Annotated in this window: 11 protein-coding genes; 9 read left to right on the forward strand and 2 right to left on the reverse strand. The window is 68.7% G+C overall.

The annotated features are described in order from the left end of the window. Window positions 1-7: 7 nt before the first annotated feature. The 7 genes from nuoK to QM721_RS05960 all read left to right on the forward strand — a co-directional run bounded on the left by nuoK (window position 8) and on the right by QM721_RS05960 (window position 9,460). Window positions 8-244: an NADH-quinone oxidoreductase subunit NuoK gene (gene nuoK, locus QM721_RS05930; protein ID WP_415120127.1), complete on the forward strand. Its 237-nt coding sequence runs from the start codon at window positions 8-10 to the stop codon at window positions 242-244. Between the two features lie 7 nt (window positions 245-251). Further along, window positions 252-2,156: an NADH-quinone oxidoreductase subunit L gene (gene nuoL / locus QM721_RS05935; RefSeq protein WP_415119932.1), complete on the forward strand. Its 1,905-nt coding sequence runs from the start codon at window positions 252-254 to the stop codon at window positions 2,154-2,156. Window positions 2,157-2,169: 13 nt separating this feature from the next. Further along, on the forward strand, window positions 2,170-3,675 hold the full coding sequence (locus QM721_RS05940; protein WP_415119934.1) for an NADH-quinone oxidoreductase subunit M: 1,506 nt from the start codon (window positions 2,170-2,172) through the stop codon (window positions 3,673-3,675). Next, window positions 3,675-5,222 carry an NADH-quinone oxidoreductase subunit NuoN gene (gene nuoN, locus QM721_RS05945; protein ID WP_415119936.1) on the forward strand — a complete coding sequence of 516 codons (1,548 nt, stop codon included), beginning with the start codon at window positions 3,675-3,677 and terminating at the stop codon, window positions 5,220-5,222. The genes QM721_RS05940 and nuoN overlap by 1 nt, the downstream gene beginning before the upstream one ends. A gap of 59 nt (window positions 5,223-5,281) precedes the next feature. Beyond that, a complete protein-coding gene (locus tag QM721_RS05950) occupies window positions 5,282-6,250 on the forward strand; it encodes a polyprenyl synthetase family protein (protein WP_415120129.1) in 969 nt (322 codons plus the stop codon). Window positions 6,251-6,340: 90 nt separating this feature from the next. Next, on the forward strand, window positions 6,341-7,699 hold the full coding sequence (locus tag QM721_RS05955) for an NAD(P)/FAD-dependent oxidoreductase (protein ID WP_415119938.1): 1,359 nt from the start codon (window positions 6,341-6,343) through the stop codon (window positions 7,697-7,699). A gap of 330 nt (window positions 7,700-8,029) precedes the next feature. Continuing rightward, a complete protein-coding gene (locus QM721_RS05960) occupies window positions 8,030-9,460 on the forward strand; it encodes an amidase (protein WP_415119940.1) in 1,431 nt (476 codons plus the stop codon). Between the two features lie 121 nt (window positions 9,461-9,581). Here the strand turns inward: QM721_RS05960 and QM721_RS05965 are convergent, their stop codons facing one another. Beyond that, window positions 9,582-10,976 carry a PLP-dependent aminotransferase family protein gene (locus tag QM721_RS05965; protein ID WP_415119942.1) on the reverse strand — a complete coding sequence of 465 codons (1,395 nt, stop codon included), beginning with the start codon at window positions 10,974-10,976 and terminating at the stop codon, window positions 9,582-9,584. A gap of 67 nt (window positions 10,977-11,043) precedes the next feature. Here QM721_RS05965 and pdxS point away from each other — a divergent pair, with 67 nt between their 5' ends. Together pdxS and pdxT are read left to right on the forward strand one after the other, a co-directional pair. After that, window positions 11,044-11,955 carry a pyridoxal 5'-phosphate synthase lyase subunit PdxS gene (pdxS, locus tag QM721_RS05970; RefSeq protein ID WP_415119944.1) on the forward strand — a complete coding sequence of 304 codons (912 nt, stop codon included), beginning with the start codon at window positions 11,044-11,046 and terminating at the stop codon, window positions 11,953-11,955. Next, complete coding sequence (gene pdxT, locus QM721_RS05975; protein ID WP_415120131.1) at window positions 11,949-12,533, forward strand: pyridoxal 5'-phosphate synthase glutaminase subunit PdxT; 585 nt, start codon at window positions 11,949-11,951, stop codon at window positions 12,531-12,533. The genes pdxS and pdxT overlap by 7 nt, the downstream gene beginning before the upstream one ends. Window positions 12,534-12,629: 96 nt before the next feature. Here the strand turns inward: pdxT and QM721_RS05980 are convergent, their stop codons facing one another. Next, on the reverse strand, window positions 12,630-14,546 hold the full coding sequence (locus tag QM721_RS05980) for a M13 family metallopeptidase (RefSeq protein ID WP_415119947.1): 1,917 nt from the start codon (window positions 14,544-14,546) through the stop codon (window positions 12,630-12,632). Window positions 14,547-14,790 lie beyond the last annotated feature (244 nt).

Below are 14,790 nucleotides of genomic sequence, written 5' to 3' on the forward strand. Positions count from 1 at the left end.
CGGCGTGATGATCCGGCGCAATGCGCTGGTGGCGTTCATGTCGGTGGAACTGATGCTGAACGCCGCCAATCTGGCCCTGGTGGCCTTCGCCTGGCACCACGCCAACTTCGACGGTCAGGTGGCCAGCTTCTTCGTGATGGTGGTGGCCGCGGCCGAGGTGGTGGTCGGCCTGGCCATCATCGTCAGCATCTACAAGACCCGACGCTCGACCTCGGTCGACAACGCGAACCTGCTGAACCAGTGAGGCACGCATGATTCCCCTCGAAATCGTCGACCCGGTCGCCGGCTCAGGTCTGTTCGGCTACGCCTGGCTGATGATCGCGCTGCCCGCGCTCGGCGCCGTGCTGCTGCTGCTGTTCGGACGCCACGTCGAGCGAGCCGGCCCCTACCTGGGGGTCGCCACCGTGGCCGGTTCGTTCGCCGTCGCGGCGGCGCTGTTCAGCCAATTGCTGACCGCACCTGTCGAGCAGCGCGCCGTGGCGGTGCACTTGTACACCTGGTTCGGCACCGGCACGTGGCAGGTCGACGTCGGGCTGCTGATCGACCAGTTGTCGATTCTGTTCGCCCTGCTGATCACCGGCGTCGGTGGCCTGATTCACGTCTACTCGCTGGGCTACATGGCCCACGACGAGCGCAAGCGCCGCTTCTTCGGTTACCTCAACCTGTTCGTGGCCGCCATGCTCACCCTGGTGCTGGCCGACAACTATCTGGTGCTGTTCGTCGGCTGGGAGGGGGTCGGCCTGGCCTCGTACCTGCTGATCGGGTTCTGGCAGCACAAGCCGTCGGCCGCCGCGGCCGCCAAGAAGGCGTTTGTGATGAACCGGGTCGGCGACCTGGGCATGGTGCTGGCCATCGCGACGATGCTGGCCCAGTTCGGTTCGTCCGCCTTCGTCGAGGTCAACCACGGCGCCGAGCACTTGAGTGGCCCTTGGGCCACCGTGATCGGCCTGCTGCTGCTGCTCGGCGCCTGCGGCAAGTCGGCGCAGGTGCCGTTGCAGGCCTGGTTGCTGGACGCCATGGAGGGCCCCACCCCGGTATCGGCGCTGATTCACGCCGCCACCATGGTCACCGCCGGGGTCTACCTGGTGGTGCGCAGCCACGCCATCTTCGACCTGAGCGCGGAGGCCCGGCTAGCCGTGGTGATCGTGGGCACCGTCACGCTGCTGGCCGGTGCGTGGATCGGCTGCAGCAAGGACGACATCAAGAAGGTGCTGGCCGGCTCGACGATGAGCCAGATCGGCTACATGATGCTGGCGGCCGGCATCGGCCCGGCCGGGTACGCGTTCGCGATCTTTCACCTGCTCACCCACGGCGCGTTCAAGGCCAATATGTTTCTGGGCGCAGGCTCGGTGATGCACGGCATGGACGACGACGTCGACATGCGGCACTACGGCGGGTTGGCGAAGTTCTTGCCGGTCACCTTCTGGACCTTCGCCATGGGCTACCTGGCGATCATCGGCTTTCCGCTCACCGCCGGCTACTTCAGCAAGGACCACGTCATTGAGGCGGCCTTCGGCCAGAGCACCCTGGTCGGCACCCTGGCTTTGCTCGGCGCCGGCGTCACCGCGTTCTACATGACCCGGCTGATGCTGATGACCTTCGGCGGCGGCAAGCGCTGGCTCGACGGCGTGCATCCGCACGAGTCGCCCGCGGTGATGACGGTGCCACTGGTGCTGCTGGCGGTGCTCAGCATCGGCGCGGGAGCGCTGATGAACTGGTGGATTCAGGACTGGCTCGAACCCGCCGCTGGCAACCACCCCCACGAGGTGGAACTGCTGCCCACCCCGATCGGCTGGCTGACCATGCTGGTGGTCGCGGCCGGGGTGCTGGTCGGCTGGCTGGTGTTCGGCCGCCGGCCGATACCGTCGGTCGCCCCGGACGGCAACGTGCTGGCCGTTGCGGGTCGCAACGAGCTGTACGGCAACGCGGTCAACGACACCCTGGTGGTGGGTCCGGTGCTGGGCCTGTCGCGGGCGGCGGTCGCCGCCGATGCCAAAGCCTTCGACGGTTTCGTCAACCTGTTCAGCAATGCCCTGGGCGGGCTCAGCGTGGGAGCCCGCAAGGCACAGAACGGTTACGTGCGCAGCTACGCCCTCACCATGGTGCTGGGCGTGCTGCTGGTCGGAGTCGTGTTGATCCTCGGCCTCGGGGCCTGAGGGAGGAGATGAGATGACGTTCCCCTGGCTCACGCTGCTGGGCCTGTTGCCGCTGCTGGGTGCGCTGGTGCTCGCCCTGCCGGTTCGGGGCGCCGCGCGGGCGATCGGGCTGTCGTTCGCGCTGGCCACCCTGGGTGTGGCGGTGGCTGTGACGGTGCTCTACGTCGGCGGCACCGACTTGTCGGTGCGCCAGCCCTGGATCAGCGAGTTCGGCGCCTGGTGGGCACTCGGCCTCGACGGCATGGGCCTGGTGATGGTGTTGATGACCGCCGTGCTCACCCCGATCGTGCTGTGGGCCGAATGGGGCGTGCAGGGTGTCGGACGCTGGAACGCCCAGGGCTACTTCGCCATGGTGCTGGCGTTGCAGGGCACCGCGCTGCTGACCTTTCTGGCCGACGACGTGTTGCTGTTCTACATGTTCTTCGAGGCCACGCTGATTCCGATGTATTTTCTGATCGGCGGCTTCGGCGGTGCGCTGCGACGGGCGGCTGCGCTGAAGTTCTTGATGTTCAACCTGGTCGGCGGGTTCATTCTGCTGGCCTCGGTGATCGGGCTCTTTGCCGTCTCGGCCGGCCGCGGCACGCCCAGCTACCTGCTGGCCGACCTGGCCGGCCTGCAGATCCCCACCGACACTGCCCGCTGGCTGATGATCGGCTTTCTGGTCGCGTTCGTGATCAAGGCGCCCATGGTGCCGCTGCACACCTGGTTGCCGACGGCCGCCGAACAAGCCACGCCCGGATCGTCCACCCTGATGGTCGGCGTACTCGACAAGATCGCCACCTTCGCAATGATCAAATTCTGCATCGGGCTGTTCCCCGAGGCCAGCGCCTGGGTGGCTCCGGTGATGATCGCCCTGGCGCTGATCTCGATCGTCTACGGCGCGGTCGCCGCGATCGCGTCCACCAATCTGTTGCGCCTGGTCAGCTATACCTCGGTGAGCCACTTCGGTTTCATGGTGCTGGGCATCTACGTCTTCACCACCCAGTCGATCAACGGGACCATCTTCTTCATGGTGAACCACGGGTTCTCCACCGCCGCGCTGTTTCTGGCCGTCGGGTTTCTGATCAAGCGGCGTGGCTCGGCCGATATCGCTGACTTCGGCGGGGTCGAGAAGGCCACCCCGGTGCTGGCCGGTGCGGTGCTGCTGGCTGCGCTGTCGGCGGTCTCGCTGCCCGGCATGTCGACCTTCGTCAGCGAGTTTCTGGTGATCGCCGGCACCTGGTCGCGGCTGCCGTGGGTGGCTGCCATCGCGGCGCTGGGCATGGTGTTGGCCGCCACCTACGGCCTGCGGATGTATCAGCGGACGATGACCGGCCCGGTCAGCGACGAGGTGGCCACGCACTTCACCGATGACCTGGGCGGCCGTGAACGCAGCGTGCTGATACCGGTGATCGGAGTGATCCTGGTGTTCGGCTTTCTGCCCGCACCGATCATGAACCTGGCCGAACCCACGGCGAAGGCGGCCATGCAACGGATGCAGCTCGACGACCCGGTCGCGCCCGCGAAGGGAGAGAAGTGATGACCGCCGTGATCGAATGGCGCGCGCTCGCGCCGGTGCTGCTGGTTCTGGTGGCCGCCATCGGGGGCATTCTGGTCGAGGCCGCCGTGCCCGCGGTGCACCGGTTCTTTGCACAGGTCTCTCTCACCGTGGCCAGCATCGTCGCCGCCGGCGCTCTTCTGGTGGCGAATTGGAGCGCCGGGCTCGGTGGCTCGGTGGCGATGGGGTCGATGATGCTCGACGGCCCCACCTATTTCATTTGGGGCGCACTGCTCGCGTTCGGACTGGTCGCGATCCTGGTGTTCGCCGAGCGGCAACTGAACGGCGGCGTGTCGGCGTTCGCAGCCTCCGCGGCGTCCGTGCCGGGCAGCCGGGCCGAGGCCGAGGCGTCCGCCGCCCGACTGGAACACACCGAGGTCTTTCCGCTGGCCCTGTTCGCGCTCGGCGGCATGATGGTGTTCCCGGCCTCGTCCGACCTGATCACCATGTTCGTCGCGCTCGAGGTGTTCTCGCTGCCGCTGTACTTGATCTGCGGCATGGCCCGGCGGCGCCGGCTGCTGTCGCAGGAGGCGGCGCTGAAGTACTTTCTGCTCGGCGCCTTCAGCTCGGCGTTCTTCCTGTTCGGCATCGCGCTGCTGTACGGCTACGCCGGGTCGTTCGATCTGAGTGCCATCGCCGCCGCGGTGCAGAATCCGACCATGGGGCCGGGCATCCTGTTCGCGGGCCTGGGCCTGTTGGCCGTCGGGCTGCTGTTCAAGGTGGGCATGGTGCCGTTCCACAACTGGACGCCCGACGTCTACATGGGCGCGCCCACCCCGGTCACCGGGTTCATGGCCATCTGCACCAAGCTGGCTGCGGTGGGTGCCACGCTGCGGGTGTTCTACGTCGCCTTCGGTGGCGAGCGGTGGACCTGGCAACCGCTGCTGGCCGTCTTGGTGGTGGCCACCATGGTGGTCGGCGCCGTCTGGGGGCTCACCCAGACCGATATCAAGCGCACCCTGGCCTACAGCTCGATTGCGCACGCCGGCTTCATCATGACCGCCGTGGTCGGGGCGAGCACCGGTTCGGCGACCAGCGCCCTCGACAGCGCATCGTCGGCGCTGTTCTACCTGGTGGTGTACGGCCTGGCCAGCGTGGGTGCCTTCGCGGTGATCACCATGGTGCGCACATCCACCGGCGAGGCCAATGCGATCGCGAGCTGGTCGGGCCTGGGCCGCACCAGCCCGCTGGTGGCCGGTATCTTCACCCTGTTCATGCTCAGCTTCACCGGCATTCCGCTGACCGGCGGCTTCATCGGCAAGTGGGCGGTGTTCGCGGCGGCCTGGCGGGGCGGGTTCAGTTGGCTGGTGGTGGTGGCGGTGCTGCTCAGCCTGGTGGCCGCGGTGTTCTACCTGCGGATCATCGTGGTGATGTTCTTCGGTGAGCCGGTGGACGGCGTCGTGGTCGGCAAGGCGAGTGCGTTCACCTGGCTGCCGATCGGGGTCTCGGCCTTGGGTGTGGCGGTGCTCGGCGTGTTCCCCGGCCCGGTGCTCGCCCTGGCCACCGCGGCGGGCACGTTCCTGCGCTGAGTTGAAGCCCCGCTAAGCTGGGCGCGTTTCCCTGGGCAAGGAGAAGAGTGACTCTCGAGATCGGTGTCGATGAAACGTTCGCGTTGTCGGTCGGCGACCGGTTGCGCAGCATCGAAGATCGGCTGACCGATTCGGCGTTCGGCCAGACACCCTTCGTCACCGAGGCGGCCTCGCACATCATCAACGCCGGCGGTAAGAGGTTCCGTCCGCTGCTGGTGGTGCTCGGCTCGCGGCTCTACCCGGGCGCCGACCCCGACGCGGTGGAGCGTGCCGCCCTGGTGGTGGAACTCACTCACGTGGCCAGCCTATATCACGACGACGTGATGGACGAGGCAGACCTGCGTCGCGGCGCCGAGAGCGCCAACCACCGCTGGGACAATTCCGTGGCGATCATGGTCGGCGATTTTCTGTTCGCCCGGGCCTCATCCATCGTGGCGACCCTCGGCGTCGACTACGTGGCGCTGCAGGCCGACACCTTCGCCCGGCTGGTGCAGGGCCAGATCGCCGAGACCCGCGGGCCGCAGGCCGGCGACGATCCGGTGGCGCACTACCTGCGGGTGGTGGCCGACAAGACCGGTTCGCTGATCGCCACCTCCGCCGTCTTCGGCGGCATGGTCTGCGGGGCCCCCACCGAGGTGCTGCGAGCGCTGGCCGCCTTCGGCGAAGAACTGGGGGTGGTGTTTCAGCTCAGCGACGACATCATCGACATTGCCAGCGACTCCACCGGCAAGACGCCCGGCACCGATCTGCGCGAGGGTGTGCCCACCCTGCCGACCCTGCTGGTGAAGGCCGGCCACGACCCGGCCGATGCCCGGCTGCGGCAGTTGCTCAGCGGCCAGATCGCCGACCCGGACGTTCTGGCCGAGGCGCTGGGGCTGATGCGCGCCCACCCGGCGCTCGCCGCGGCTCGCGCCGAGGTCGAGCGGCGGGCACATTTGGCCAAGGACCATCTCGCGGTACTGCCCGAGGGTGACGCCCGCGAAGCTCTGCTCGAGTTGTGCGACCGCATTGTGTCACGTACGACGTGAGCGTCCACCTCAGGCATACCTGCTTGCCACTCACGCATGTGGGCGGCAGACTCGACCACGCAGCCGTCCGGCCCAACCACTGGAGTAGCCATGCCTCGTCCCCACGTCGTCATCATCGGATCCGGTTTCGGGGGCCTGTTCTCGGCGCGCGCGCTGGCCAAAGCCGACGTTGACATCACGCTGATCAGCAAGACCACCGCTCACCTGTTTCAGCCCCTGCTGTACCAGGTGGCGACCGGCATTCTGTCCAGCGGTGAGATTGCGCCGGCCACCCGAGACATTCTGCGCAAGCAGAAGAACGCCAAAGTGCTGCTCGGCGAGGTCAGCAAGATCAACCTGAACAGCCACATCGTGATCGGTGAGAAGCTCAGCAAGCAGATCATTCTGCGCTACGACTACCTGATCGTGGCAGCCGGTGCCGGCCAGTCGTATTTCGGCAACGACCACTTCTCGACCTTCGCCCCCGGCATGAAGACCATCGACGACGCTCTGGAGTTGCGCGCCCGCATCTTCGGCGCGCTCGAGATGGCCGAACTCAGCCAGGACGCCGCCGAACGCCGCACACTGATGACCTTCGTGGTGGTGGGGGCCGGGCCGACCGGTGTTGAACTGGCCGGGCAGATCGTCGAGCTGTGTCACAAGACCCTGGTCGACTCGTTCCGCAACATCGACACCCGGCAGTGCCGAGTGTTGCTGCTCGACGGTGCGCCTGTGGTGCTGCCGCCGTTCGGCGAGAAACTGTCGGCCGCGGCCAAGAAAGAACTCGAGCGCATCGGGGTCGAGATCAAGCTCGGCGCGATGGTGACCAATGTCGACGCGACCGGTCTCGACATCAAGTATCAAGACGGCAACACCGAGCGGGTCGAGGCGATCTGCAAGGTGTGGGCGGCCGGCGTGCAGGCCAGCCCGCTGGGCAAGACTCTGGCCGAGCAGTCGGGCATCGAGGTCGACCGGGCCGGCCGGGTGCCTGTTCAGCCCGACCTCACGCTGCCGGGCCACCCAGAGGTGTTCGTGATCGGCGACATGATGAGCCTGGACCGGTTGCCGGGCGTGGCCCAGGTGGCGATTCAGGGTGCCAAGTATGCGGCGAAGAAGATCATCGGCGAGCAGAACGGCATCCCGGTGACCGAGAACTTCAAGTATTTCGACAAGGGCTCGATGGCGGTGATCAGCCGGTTCGGCGCGGTGGCCAAGATCAACGACAAGGTGCAGTGGAGCGGCTTCATGGCGTGGCTGGCCTGGCTGGGCCTGCACCTGCTCTATGTGGTCGGCTTCAAGAACCGCATCACGACGCTGATGCACTGGGCCATCACCTTCTTGGGCAGCGGACGCTCCGAGCGGGTGACGACCGAGCAGCAGTTGGTCGGGCGGTTGGCCGTGAAGCAGTTGGGCCCGGCCTTCGAGCCGACGATCAGCGGCATTCTCGACCCGAAGAAGATCGAGCACTAGGGGCGCGCTGGTTTTCGTTGGTCGAATAGTTGGCCTTGGCCTTCACGGCAGGCCTGTGGTGCACTGACTTCGGTTGCCACGTTCGGTGCTGAAGCCCTGGATGTCCCAGCGTGCGGTGACACAGCGGGTTGTCCAATAGAACGTCCAGGTGAACCGCTGAAGTGCGACTTGTGAGGTTCCCCCACCTTTTCGCCACGCACCTGTCGGTAGTCGGGCGCCATCTCGGTAGCGTTGCCGAAGTCTTCCAGCCTGCGTCGTCGCTCGTCCCTTATCGCGGGGCAAGCCGGCGGCGACCAGCGCCGACGCCTGCGCTGGTGACAAGATGGCGCCATGCTCGATGTCGACACCTACGCGTCGCTGACCGCTCTCGACATCGCTCGCGAGGTCAACGCCGGGCGGTTGTCGGCCGTCGAAATTGCCGAGGCCGCCCTGACGCTGGCCGAGCGGCGCGGCGTTCGGTACGGGGCCTTTACCTGCCTGGCACCCGAGCGGGCTCTGGCCGACGCCCGGCGCACCGATCGGCGCGTGGCGGCGGGGGAGCGGCTGCCTTTGGCCGGGGTGCCCAACCCGATCAAAGACCTGAACCCTGTTGCCGGTCTGCCTTGGGAGGCGGGCAGTGCCGCGCTGCGGGGCACCGTGGCCGGGGCCGACGATCCGATCGTCGGCTGGTTCGGCCAGGCCGGCTCCACCATGCTGGGCAAGACCGCGACGCCCGAATTCGGGCTGCCCTGCTATACCGAGCCAGACGGACGTCCACCCGCCGTCACGCCGTGGGATCCGTCCCGATCAGCGGGTGGGTCGAGCGGCGGAGCGGCGGCCGCGGTGGCTGCCGGCATCGTGCCGATCGCGCACGCTTCGGACGGCGGCGGGTCGATTCGCATTCCGGCGTCCGCCTGCGGCCTGGTCGGGCTGAAGGCCAGCCGGGGCCTGATCTCACCCGGGTCACGTCCGCCCGGCCCGGGGCTGGGCACCGACGGGGTGCTGTCTCGCACCGTACGCGACACCGCGTTGACGCTGGACGTGCTGGCCGGGTCGCGTCCGGGCGACACCTACTGGGCGCCGGCCGACCCTGGCGGGTACCTGGCTGCCTGTGACCGGGCCCCCGAGCGGTTGCGAATCGGCGTGTTGACCGCTCCGGTGATCGTCGCGGACGCTCCGGTGCACACCGCCTGTCTCGACGCGGTGGCGCGGGCCGCGCTGCTGCTGGAGGGGCTGGGCCACGACGTCACCGAGGCGCCGGTGGCCTTCGCCGCCGGGCGCTGGGAGGCGTTCGGGGCGGTGTGGCGGGTCGGGGCGCTGAGCATTCCACTGCCGGCCGAGGCCGAGCCGTTGCTGACTCCGCTGACCCGCTGGCTGCGGGCCGAGGGTCGGCGAGCAACCGGTCTGGAGTATGCCGATGCCCTAGCCGCCATTCAGTCGCTGACTCGTGAGATCGCGCGCACCTGGGCCGACTTCGACGTCATCGTCTCGCCGACCCTGGCCCAGCCGCCCGCACTGGTGGGCAGCCTGCGCGACGATGACGACCCGGCGGCGGATTTCGCTGCTCAGACGCGGTTCACGCCCTGGACCTCGGTGTTCAACCTGTCCGGACGGCCGGCGATCAGCCTGCCGCTGCACACCGCGCGGGTGGACGGCACCGACTCGCCGGTGTTGCCGATCGGCGTGATGCTGGGTGGCCGGTTAGGTGCCGACAGCACCCTGCTGGGACTCGCCGCGGCCCTGGAGGCAGTCGCGCCGTGGGAACGTCCGCTGCTGTCCTGACCATCGGCGACGGTTCGGAATGGTTCAGGGGACGGTTCTTTTTGGTTCAGGGGACGGTTCTTTTTGGTTCAAGAGACTCCCCTGAACCATCGGGAACCGTCCCCTGAACCATCGTCCCCGGCTACCGGTCGATTGCGGCGACCAGCACCGTGAGCGCCCGCGACAGATCAGGCTCGGCCACGCCGCCGAAGCCGAACACGACCCCCGAGCGATCGTCGCGCTCTCCCGACCAGTGCGCCGACAGGCGTCCGGCCAGCACGCCACCGGCCCGAGCCACCGCCAGCACCTCGGCCTCGTTGCGCTCGGTCTCGATCACCACGTGCAGGCCGCCGTCCATCGGGTAGACCTGGCCGTGCCGCAGCCCCGCCAGCGCAGTGGCGACCAGTTGCCGGCGTCTGCCGTAGAGCTGCCGCACGCGCTGCACATGCCGGCGCAGTTCGCCGGATTCGAGGTAGTGGGCCAGTGCCCGCTGGGTGAGCTGGGCCACCGGCTGGCCCAGGTCGGTGCGCGCGGCGAGCAGGTCGGGCAGCAATCGGCCCGGGGCCAGCAAGTAGCCGACGGCCAAGCCGGGCCCGACTGTCTTGGCGAACGTGCCGAGGGTGACCACCCGGCCGTGGTCGGGGTCGTCCAGCGCCGCCAGCGCCGGCAGCGGACGGGAGGTGTAGCGCAATTCGGCGTCGTAGTCGTCTTCGACGATCACCACGTCGTGCCGCGCGGCCCAGGCCAGCAACTGCTGGCGGCGCAACACCGGCATCGACCCGCCCAGCGGGTACTGGTGGCTGGGGGTGACCACCAGCACCGGTGGCACGGCGTGCTCCGGCAAGGCATCGGTGACCAGTCCGTCGGCGTCGGCCGGCAGCGGCGTGGTGGCCAGCCCCAGCCGTCCGGGCACCCGGCGCAGTGACGGGTAACCGGGTTCCTCCACCCCGATCGGACCCGGACGACCCAGGGCATGCAGCAGCAGGGCCAGCCCCTCACGAGCACCAGCGGTGACCAGTACCTGCCCGGACGGCCGATGGACGCCACGCATCCGGCGCAAGTGGTCGGCCAGTGCCGAGCGCAGTTCGGCGTCGCCGGCGGGCGAGGGGTCGGTGCTGAACGGGTCGGTGGCGGCCGCCCGCCAGGCGGCGCGCCAGCCGGCGGTCGCCACCCCCGCCGTCCATGGACGCCCTGGACGCAGGTCGATCACCGGCGCGACAGGCGCCGGCGGAGGTTCCGGGCCGGTGCGGGCCGGCTGGGGGTGTATCGCCGCCAGGTGCGGGTTGACCACCGTGGCCGCGCCTTCGCGAGCGGTGACGAACCCTTCGGCCCGCAACTGGTCGTAGGCGGCCACCACGGTGCCGCGCGACACCGCCGCCGCCCGGGCCAGCGACCGGGTGGACGGCAACGGGTCGCCCGGCGCCACCCAGCCGTCGAGCACCAGGTGTCGTAGGGCGTCCGCGAGTTGCACCGGCAGCGGCCTGAGATCGTCGCGATCGAGCCGCACCGGCAGCGTGACCTCGGCCGTCGTGCGCATACTGGATCATTGCAGATCAGAGTTTCTGGCGCTTGGCTAGTACCAGTTAGAGGGCAAGGCTAGGCCCATGACACGCGTGAACGATGTGCCCCGCACCGGCACTCATCTGGTCAAGACCGGCCTGGCCGAGATGCTCAAGGGCGGGGTGATCATGGACGTGGTCACCCCCGAGCAGGCCCGTATCGCCCAAGACGCCGGTGCCGTGGCGGTGATGGCCCTGGAACGGGTGCCCGCTGACATTCGCGCCCAGGGCGGCGTGGCACGGATGAGCGACCCTGACCTGATCAGCGGCATCATCGCGGCGGTCACCATTCCGGTGATGGCCAAGGCCCGGATCGGCCACTTCGTCGAGGCGCAGGTGCTGCAGCAGCTCGGCGTCGACTACATCGACGAGTCCGAGGTGCTGTCGCCGGCCGACTACGCCCACCACATCGACAAGCACAGCTTCACCGTGCCGTTCGTGTGCGGTGCCACGAACCTGGGCGAGGCCCTGCGCCGGATCACCGAGGGGGCGGCGATGATCCGCTCCAAGGGCGAGGCCGGCACCGGTGACGTGTCGGAGGCCACCCGGCACCTGCGCACCATTCGCGGCGAGGTCGCTGCGTTGCAGGCGACCTGGCGCAGCAACCCCGATGAGCTGTATGTGGCGGCGAAGAACCTGCAGGCACCCTACGAGTTGGTGCGGCAGGTGGCCGAGAAGGGAGCCCTGCCGGTGGTGTTGTTCGTGGCCGGTGGGGTGGCCACCCCCGCCGATGCCGCGATGATGATGCAGTTGGGCGCCGACGGCGTGTTCGTGGGCTCGGGCATCTTCAAATCGGGCGACCCGGTCCGTCGGGCCGCGGCCATCGTCGCCGCCACCGCAGGTTACGACGACCCCGAGCTGATCGCCCGGGTCTCGCGCGGCCTCGGTGAGGCCATGGTGGGTATCAATGTGGCTGACGTGCCCGCACCGCACCGGCTCGCCGAGCGTGGCTGGTGAGAATCGGGGTACTGGCTGTGCAGGGCGGCGTGCGTGAGCATGCCGACCTGCTGGCCGGGCTGGGCGTGGAACCGGTGCTGGTGCGCCGTCCGGACGACCTGGCCCGGGTCGACGCCCTGGTGCTGCCGGGCGGGGAGTCGTCGGTGATCGACCGGCTGGCCCGCTCGATGGGGCTGGCCGAGCCGTTGCGGCGGGCGATTGCGGGCGGGCTGCCCACGCTGGCCACCTGTGCTGGGCTGATCATGCTGGCCGACGGTGTGCTTGACCCGGCCCCTGGTCAGCAGAGTCTGCGCGTGCTCGACGTTGACGTGCGGCGCAACGCCTTCGGCCCGCAGGTGGCCTCGGCCGAGGTGCGGCTGGCCACGGCTTGGGGTCCGGCGGCGGTGGCGTTCATCAGGGCGCCCGCGATCGAACGAGTCGGCCCGGACGTGAACGTGCTGGCCGAGCATGCCGGACGGGTGGTGGCCGTGGCCTCCGCCTCGGTGATCGCACTGGCCTGCCACCCTGAACTCACCGGTGAGGAGCTGTTTCACCGCCGGTTGCTCGACCAGGCATCCCGGCTGGCCCACACGGGCTGAGTTGACGGTCGGGCTGCAGAAATGTCGACACGCTCAATCACCGGTGATCACGGCGTGTCGCGACCCTGCTGGTCGACCGGCTCGACCAGCGCGGAATCACCAGATCTTGACCCGCAGCTCGGGCGCCAGCCACAGTTCGTCGTCGCCAGTCACCCCGAAGGCATCGTAGAACTCCGGAATGTTGCGCACCACCTGGTTGCAGCGGAACTCGTCCGGGGAGTGCGGATCGTTGGTCAGCTGGGTGATCAGCGCCTCGGGTCGGGACTTGTGCTGCCAGGCGCGCGCCCACGCCATGAACAGCCGCTGGGCGCCGGTCAGCCCGTCGATCGGCTCCGGTTCGTCCTCGCCCACCGCCAGCCGCCACGCCTTGTAGGCGATGGAGAGGCCACCCAGGTCGCCGATGTTTTCGCCGATGGTGAGCTTGCCGTTGACGTGATGACCCGGGGTTGCGGCGGGGGTGAGCGCGTCGTACTGATCGATCAGCGCCTTCGTCCGCTCCTCGAAGGCTTCGCGGTCCTCCGGCGTCCACCAGTCCCGCAGCTTGCCGTCGCCGTCGCAGGTCGAGCCCTGATCGTCGAAGCCATGCCCGATCTCGTGCCCGATCACCGCCCCGATGGCGCCGTAGTTGAGTGCGGCGTCGGCGTTCTCGTCGAAGAACGGCGGCTGCAGGATGGCGGCTGGGAAGACGATCTCGTTGCGCAGCGGATGGTAGTAGGCGTTCACCGTCTGCGGGGTCATCAGCCATTCGTGCCGATCGATCGGACCACCGAGCTTCGCCAGCTGGTAGTCGCTTTCGAAGTCGGCGGCGCGCAGCACGTTGCCGATCAGGTCGGACGCGTCCACCGCGAGCCCGGAGTAGTCGCGCCACTGGTCCGGATAGCCGATCTTGGGGATGAACTTGCTCAGCTTGTCGAGGGCCTGGGTGCGGGTCGCCTCGGTCATCCAGTCGAGGGTGCTGATCGAGCCTCGGTACGCCTCGATCAGGTTGGCGACCAGCTCGTCCATCCGCTGCTTGGCGACGGACGAGAAGTGCCGCTCGACGTACAGCTTGCCGACGGCTTCACCCAGGCACCGCTCGACCAGGGTCAGGCCGCGTTTCCATCGCTCGCGGTTGGCCGGAATGCCGTTCAGCGTGGTGCCGTAGAAGCCGAACCGGGCCTGAACGAACACCTCCGGCAGGTACGGCGACAGCGCCGACAGCAACTGGAAACGCGCCCAGGCGCGCCAATCGGGCAGCCGCTCCGAGCCGAGCAGCTCGACGACGTCCACCGCGTAGGACGGCTGCGCGTCGATCAGCTGGTCGATCTCGCCGACCCCGGCGGCGCGCAGCATCCGCAGCCAGTCGATCCGTTCGGCGAACGGTTCCGGACGGGTCGGGTTGTACATCTGGCGCAGGTCGCGGGTGCGCACCTTGTCCCAGTGCCGGGCGGCGATCTCGCTCTCCAGCGCGACCACTGCATCGGCCTCGGACGCGTCCAGCCCGGCCAGCGTCAGGGTCTCGGCGACGTGGTCGCGGTAGGCGGCCAGAATGTCGGCGAACCGTTCGTCGCGGTAGTACTCCTCATCGGGCAGGCCCAGCCCGGACTGGCCGACGAACAGTGCGTAGCGGGTCGGGTCGCCGGGGTCGGACTCGACCGACAGGTCGAGCGGTGTGCCCGTGTTGCGCCGGGCGCTGCGGCCGAAGTAGTCCAGCAGAGCCTCCACGCTGTCGATGGCGTCGATCTCGTCGAGCAGCGGACGGACTCCGTCGAGCCCGCGGCGTTCCACGTCGTCGGTGTTCATGAAGGACGCGTACAGGTCCTGCACCTTCGCCGCCTCGTTACCCGGGGTGGCCCCGGACAGGCCGGTGATGATCTCGCGGACCGCCTCTTCGGCGGCGTCCCTGAGGACGGACGCGGCCCCGTAGGCGGGCTTGTCGTCAGGAATCGGGGTGCTGGCCAGCCACGGCCCGTTGACGTGGCGGAACAGGTCGTCCTGGGGCCGGATCTGGGCATCGACGTCGAATGCGGTCACGCGAGCGATCCTATGGCCACCGGCCGACAGTTTCCGAAGCCCGTCCGGTCGGCATCCTGCCCCCAGGACCCGCAGCGCGTCCCCGTCCGGAGGCTCGGAACTGACTGGCACCTTCGCGAGTGACTGCCGCCCTGCAAAGCGCCACTGGCTCCCGAAGCTGCCAGTCACTCCCAGCCTGCTCAACCACCCGTTTGGGCACTGGTGCGGACGCCCGACCGCGGGGATTCTCGCATTCAAGCTCCCC

Source organism: Micropruina sp., from assembly GCF_047602085.1.
Lineage (GTDB): Bacteria > Actinomycetota > Actinomycetes > Propionibacteriales > Propionibacteriaceae > Micropruina.

Excerpts from the sequence above, each read along its gene's own strand:
- nuoL (WP_415119932.1), top strand. The coding sequence starts at position 252 with ATGATTCCCCTCGAAATCGTCGACCCGGTCGCCGGCTCAGGTCTGTTC.
- QM721_RS05940 (WP_415119934.1), top strand. The coding sequence starts at position 2,170 with ATGACGTTCCCCTGGCTCACGCTGCTGGGCCTGTTGCCGCTGCTGGGT.
- QM721_RS05960 (WP_415119940.1), top strand. The coding sequence starts at position 8,030 with ATGCTCGATGTCGACACCTACGCGTCGCTGACCGCTCTCGACATCGCT.
- nuoK (WP_415120127.1), top strand. The coding sequence starts at position 8 with ATGATCCGGCGCAATGCGCTGGTGGCGTTCATGTCGGTGGAACTGATG.
- QM721_RS05955 (WP_415119938.1), top strand. The coding sequence starts at position 6,341 with ATGCCTCGTCCCCACGTCGTCATCATCGGATCCGGTTTCGGGGGCCTG.
- QM721_RS05965 (WP_415119942.1), bottom strand. The coding sequence starts at position 10,976 with ATGCGCACGACGGCCGAGGTCACGCTGCCGGTGCGGCTCGATCGCGAC.
- nuoN (WP_415119936.1), top strand. The coding sequence starts at position 3,675 with ATGACCGCCGTGATCGAATGGCGCGCGCTCGCGCCGGTGCTGCTGGTT.
- pdxS (WP_415119944.1), top strand. The coding sequence starts at position 11,044 with ATGACACGCGTGAACGATGTGCCCCGCACCGGCACTCATCTGGTCAAG.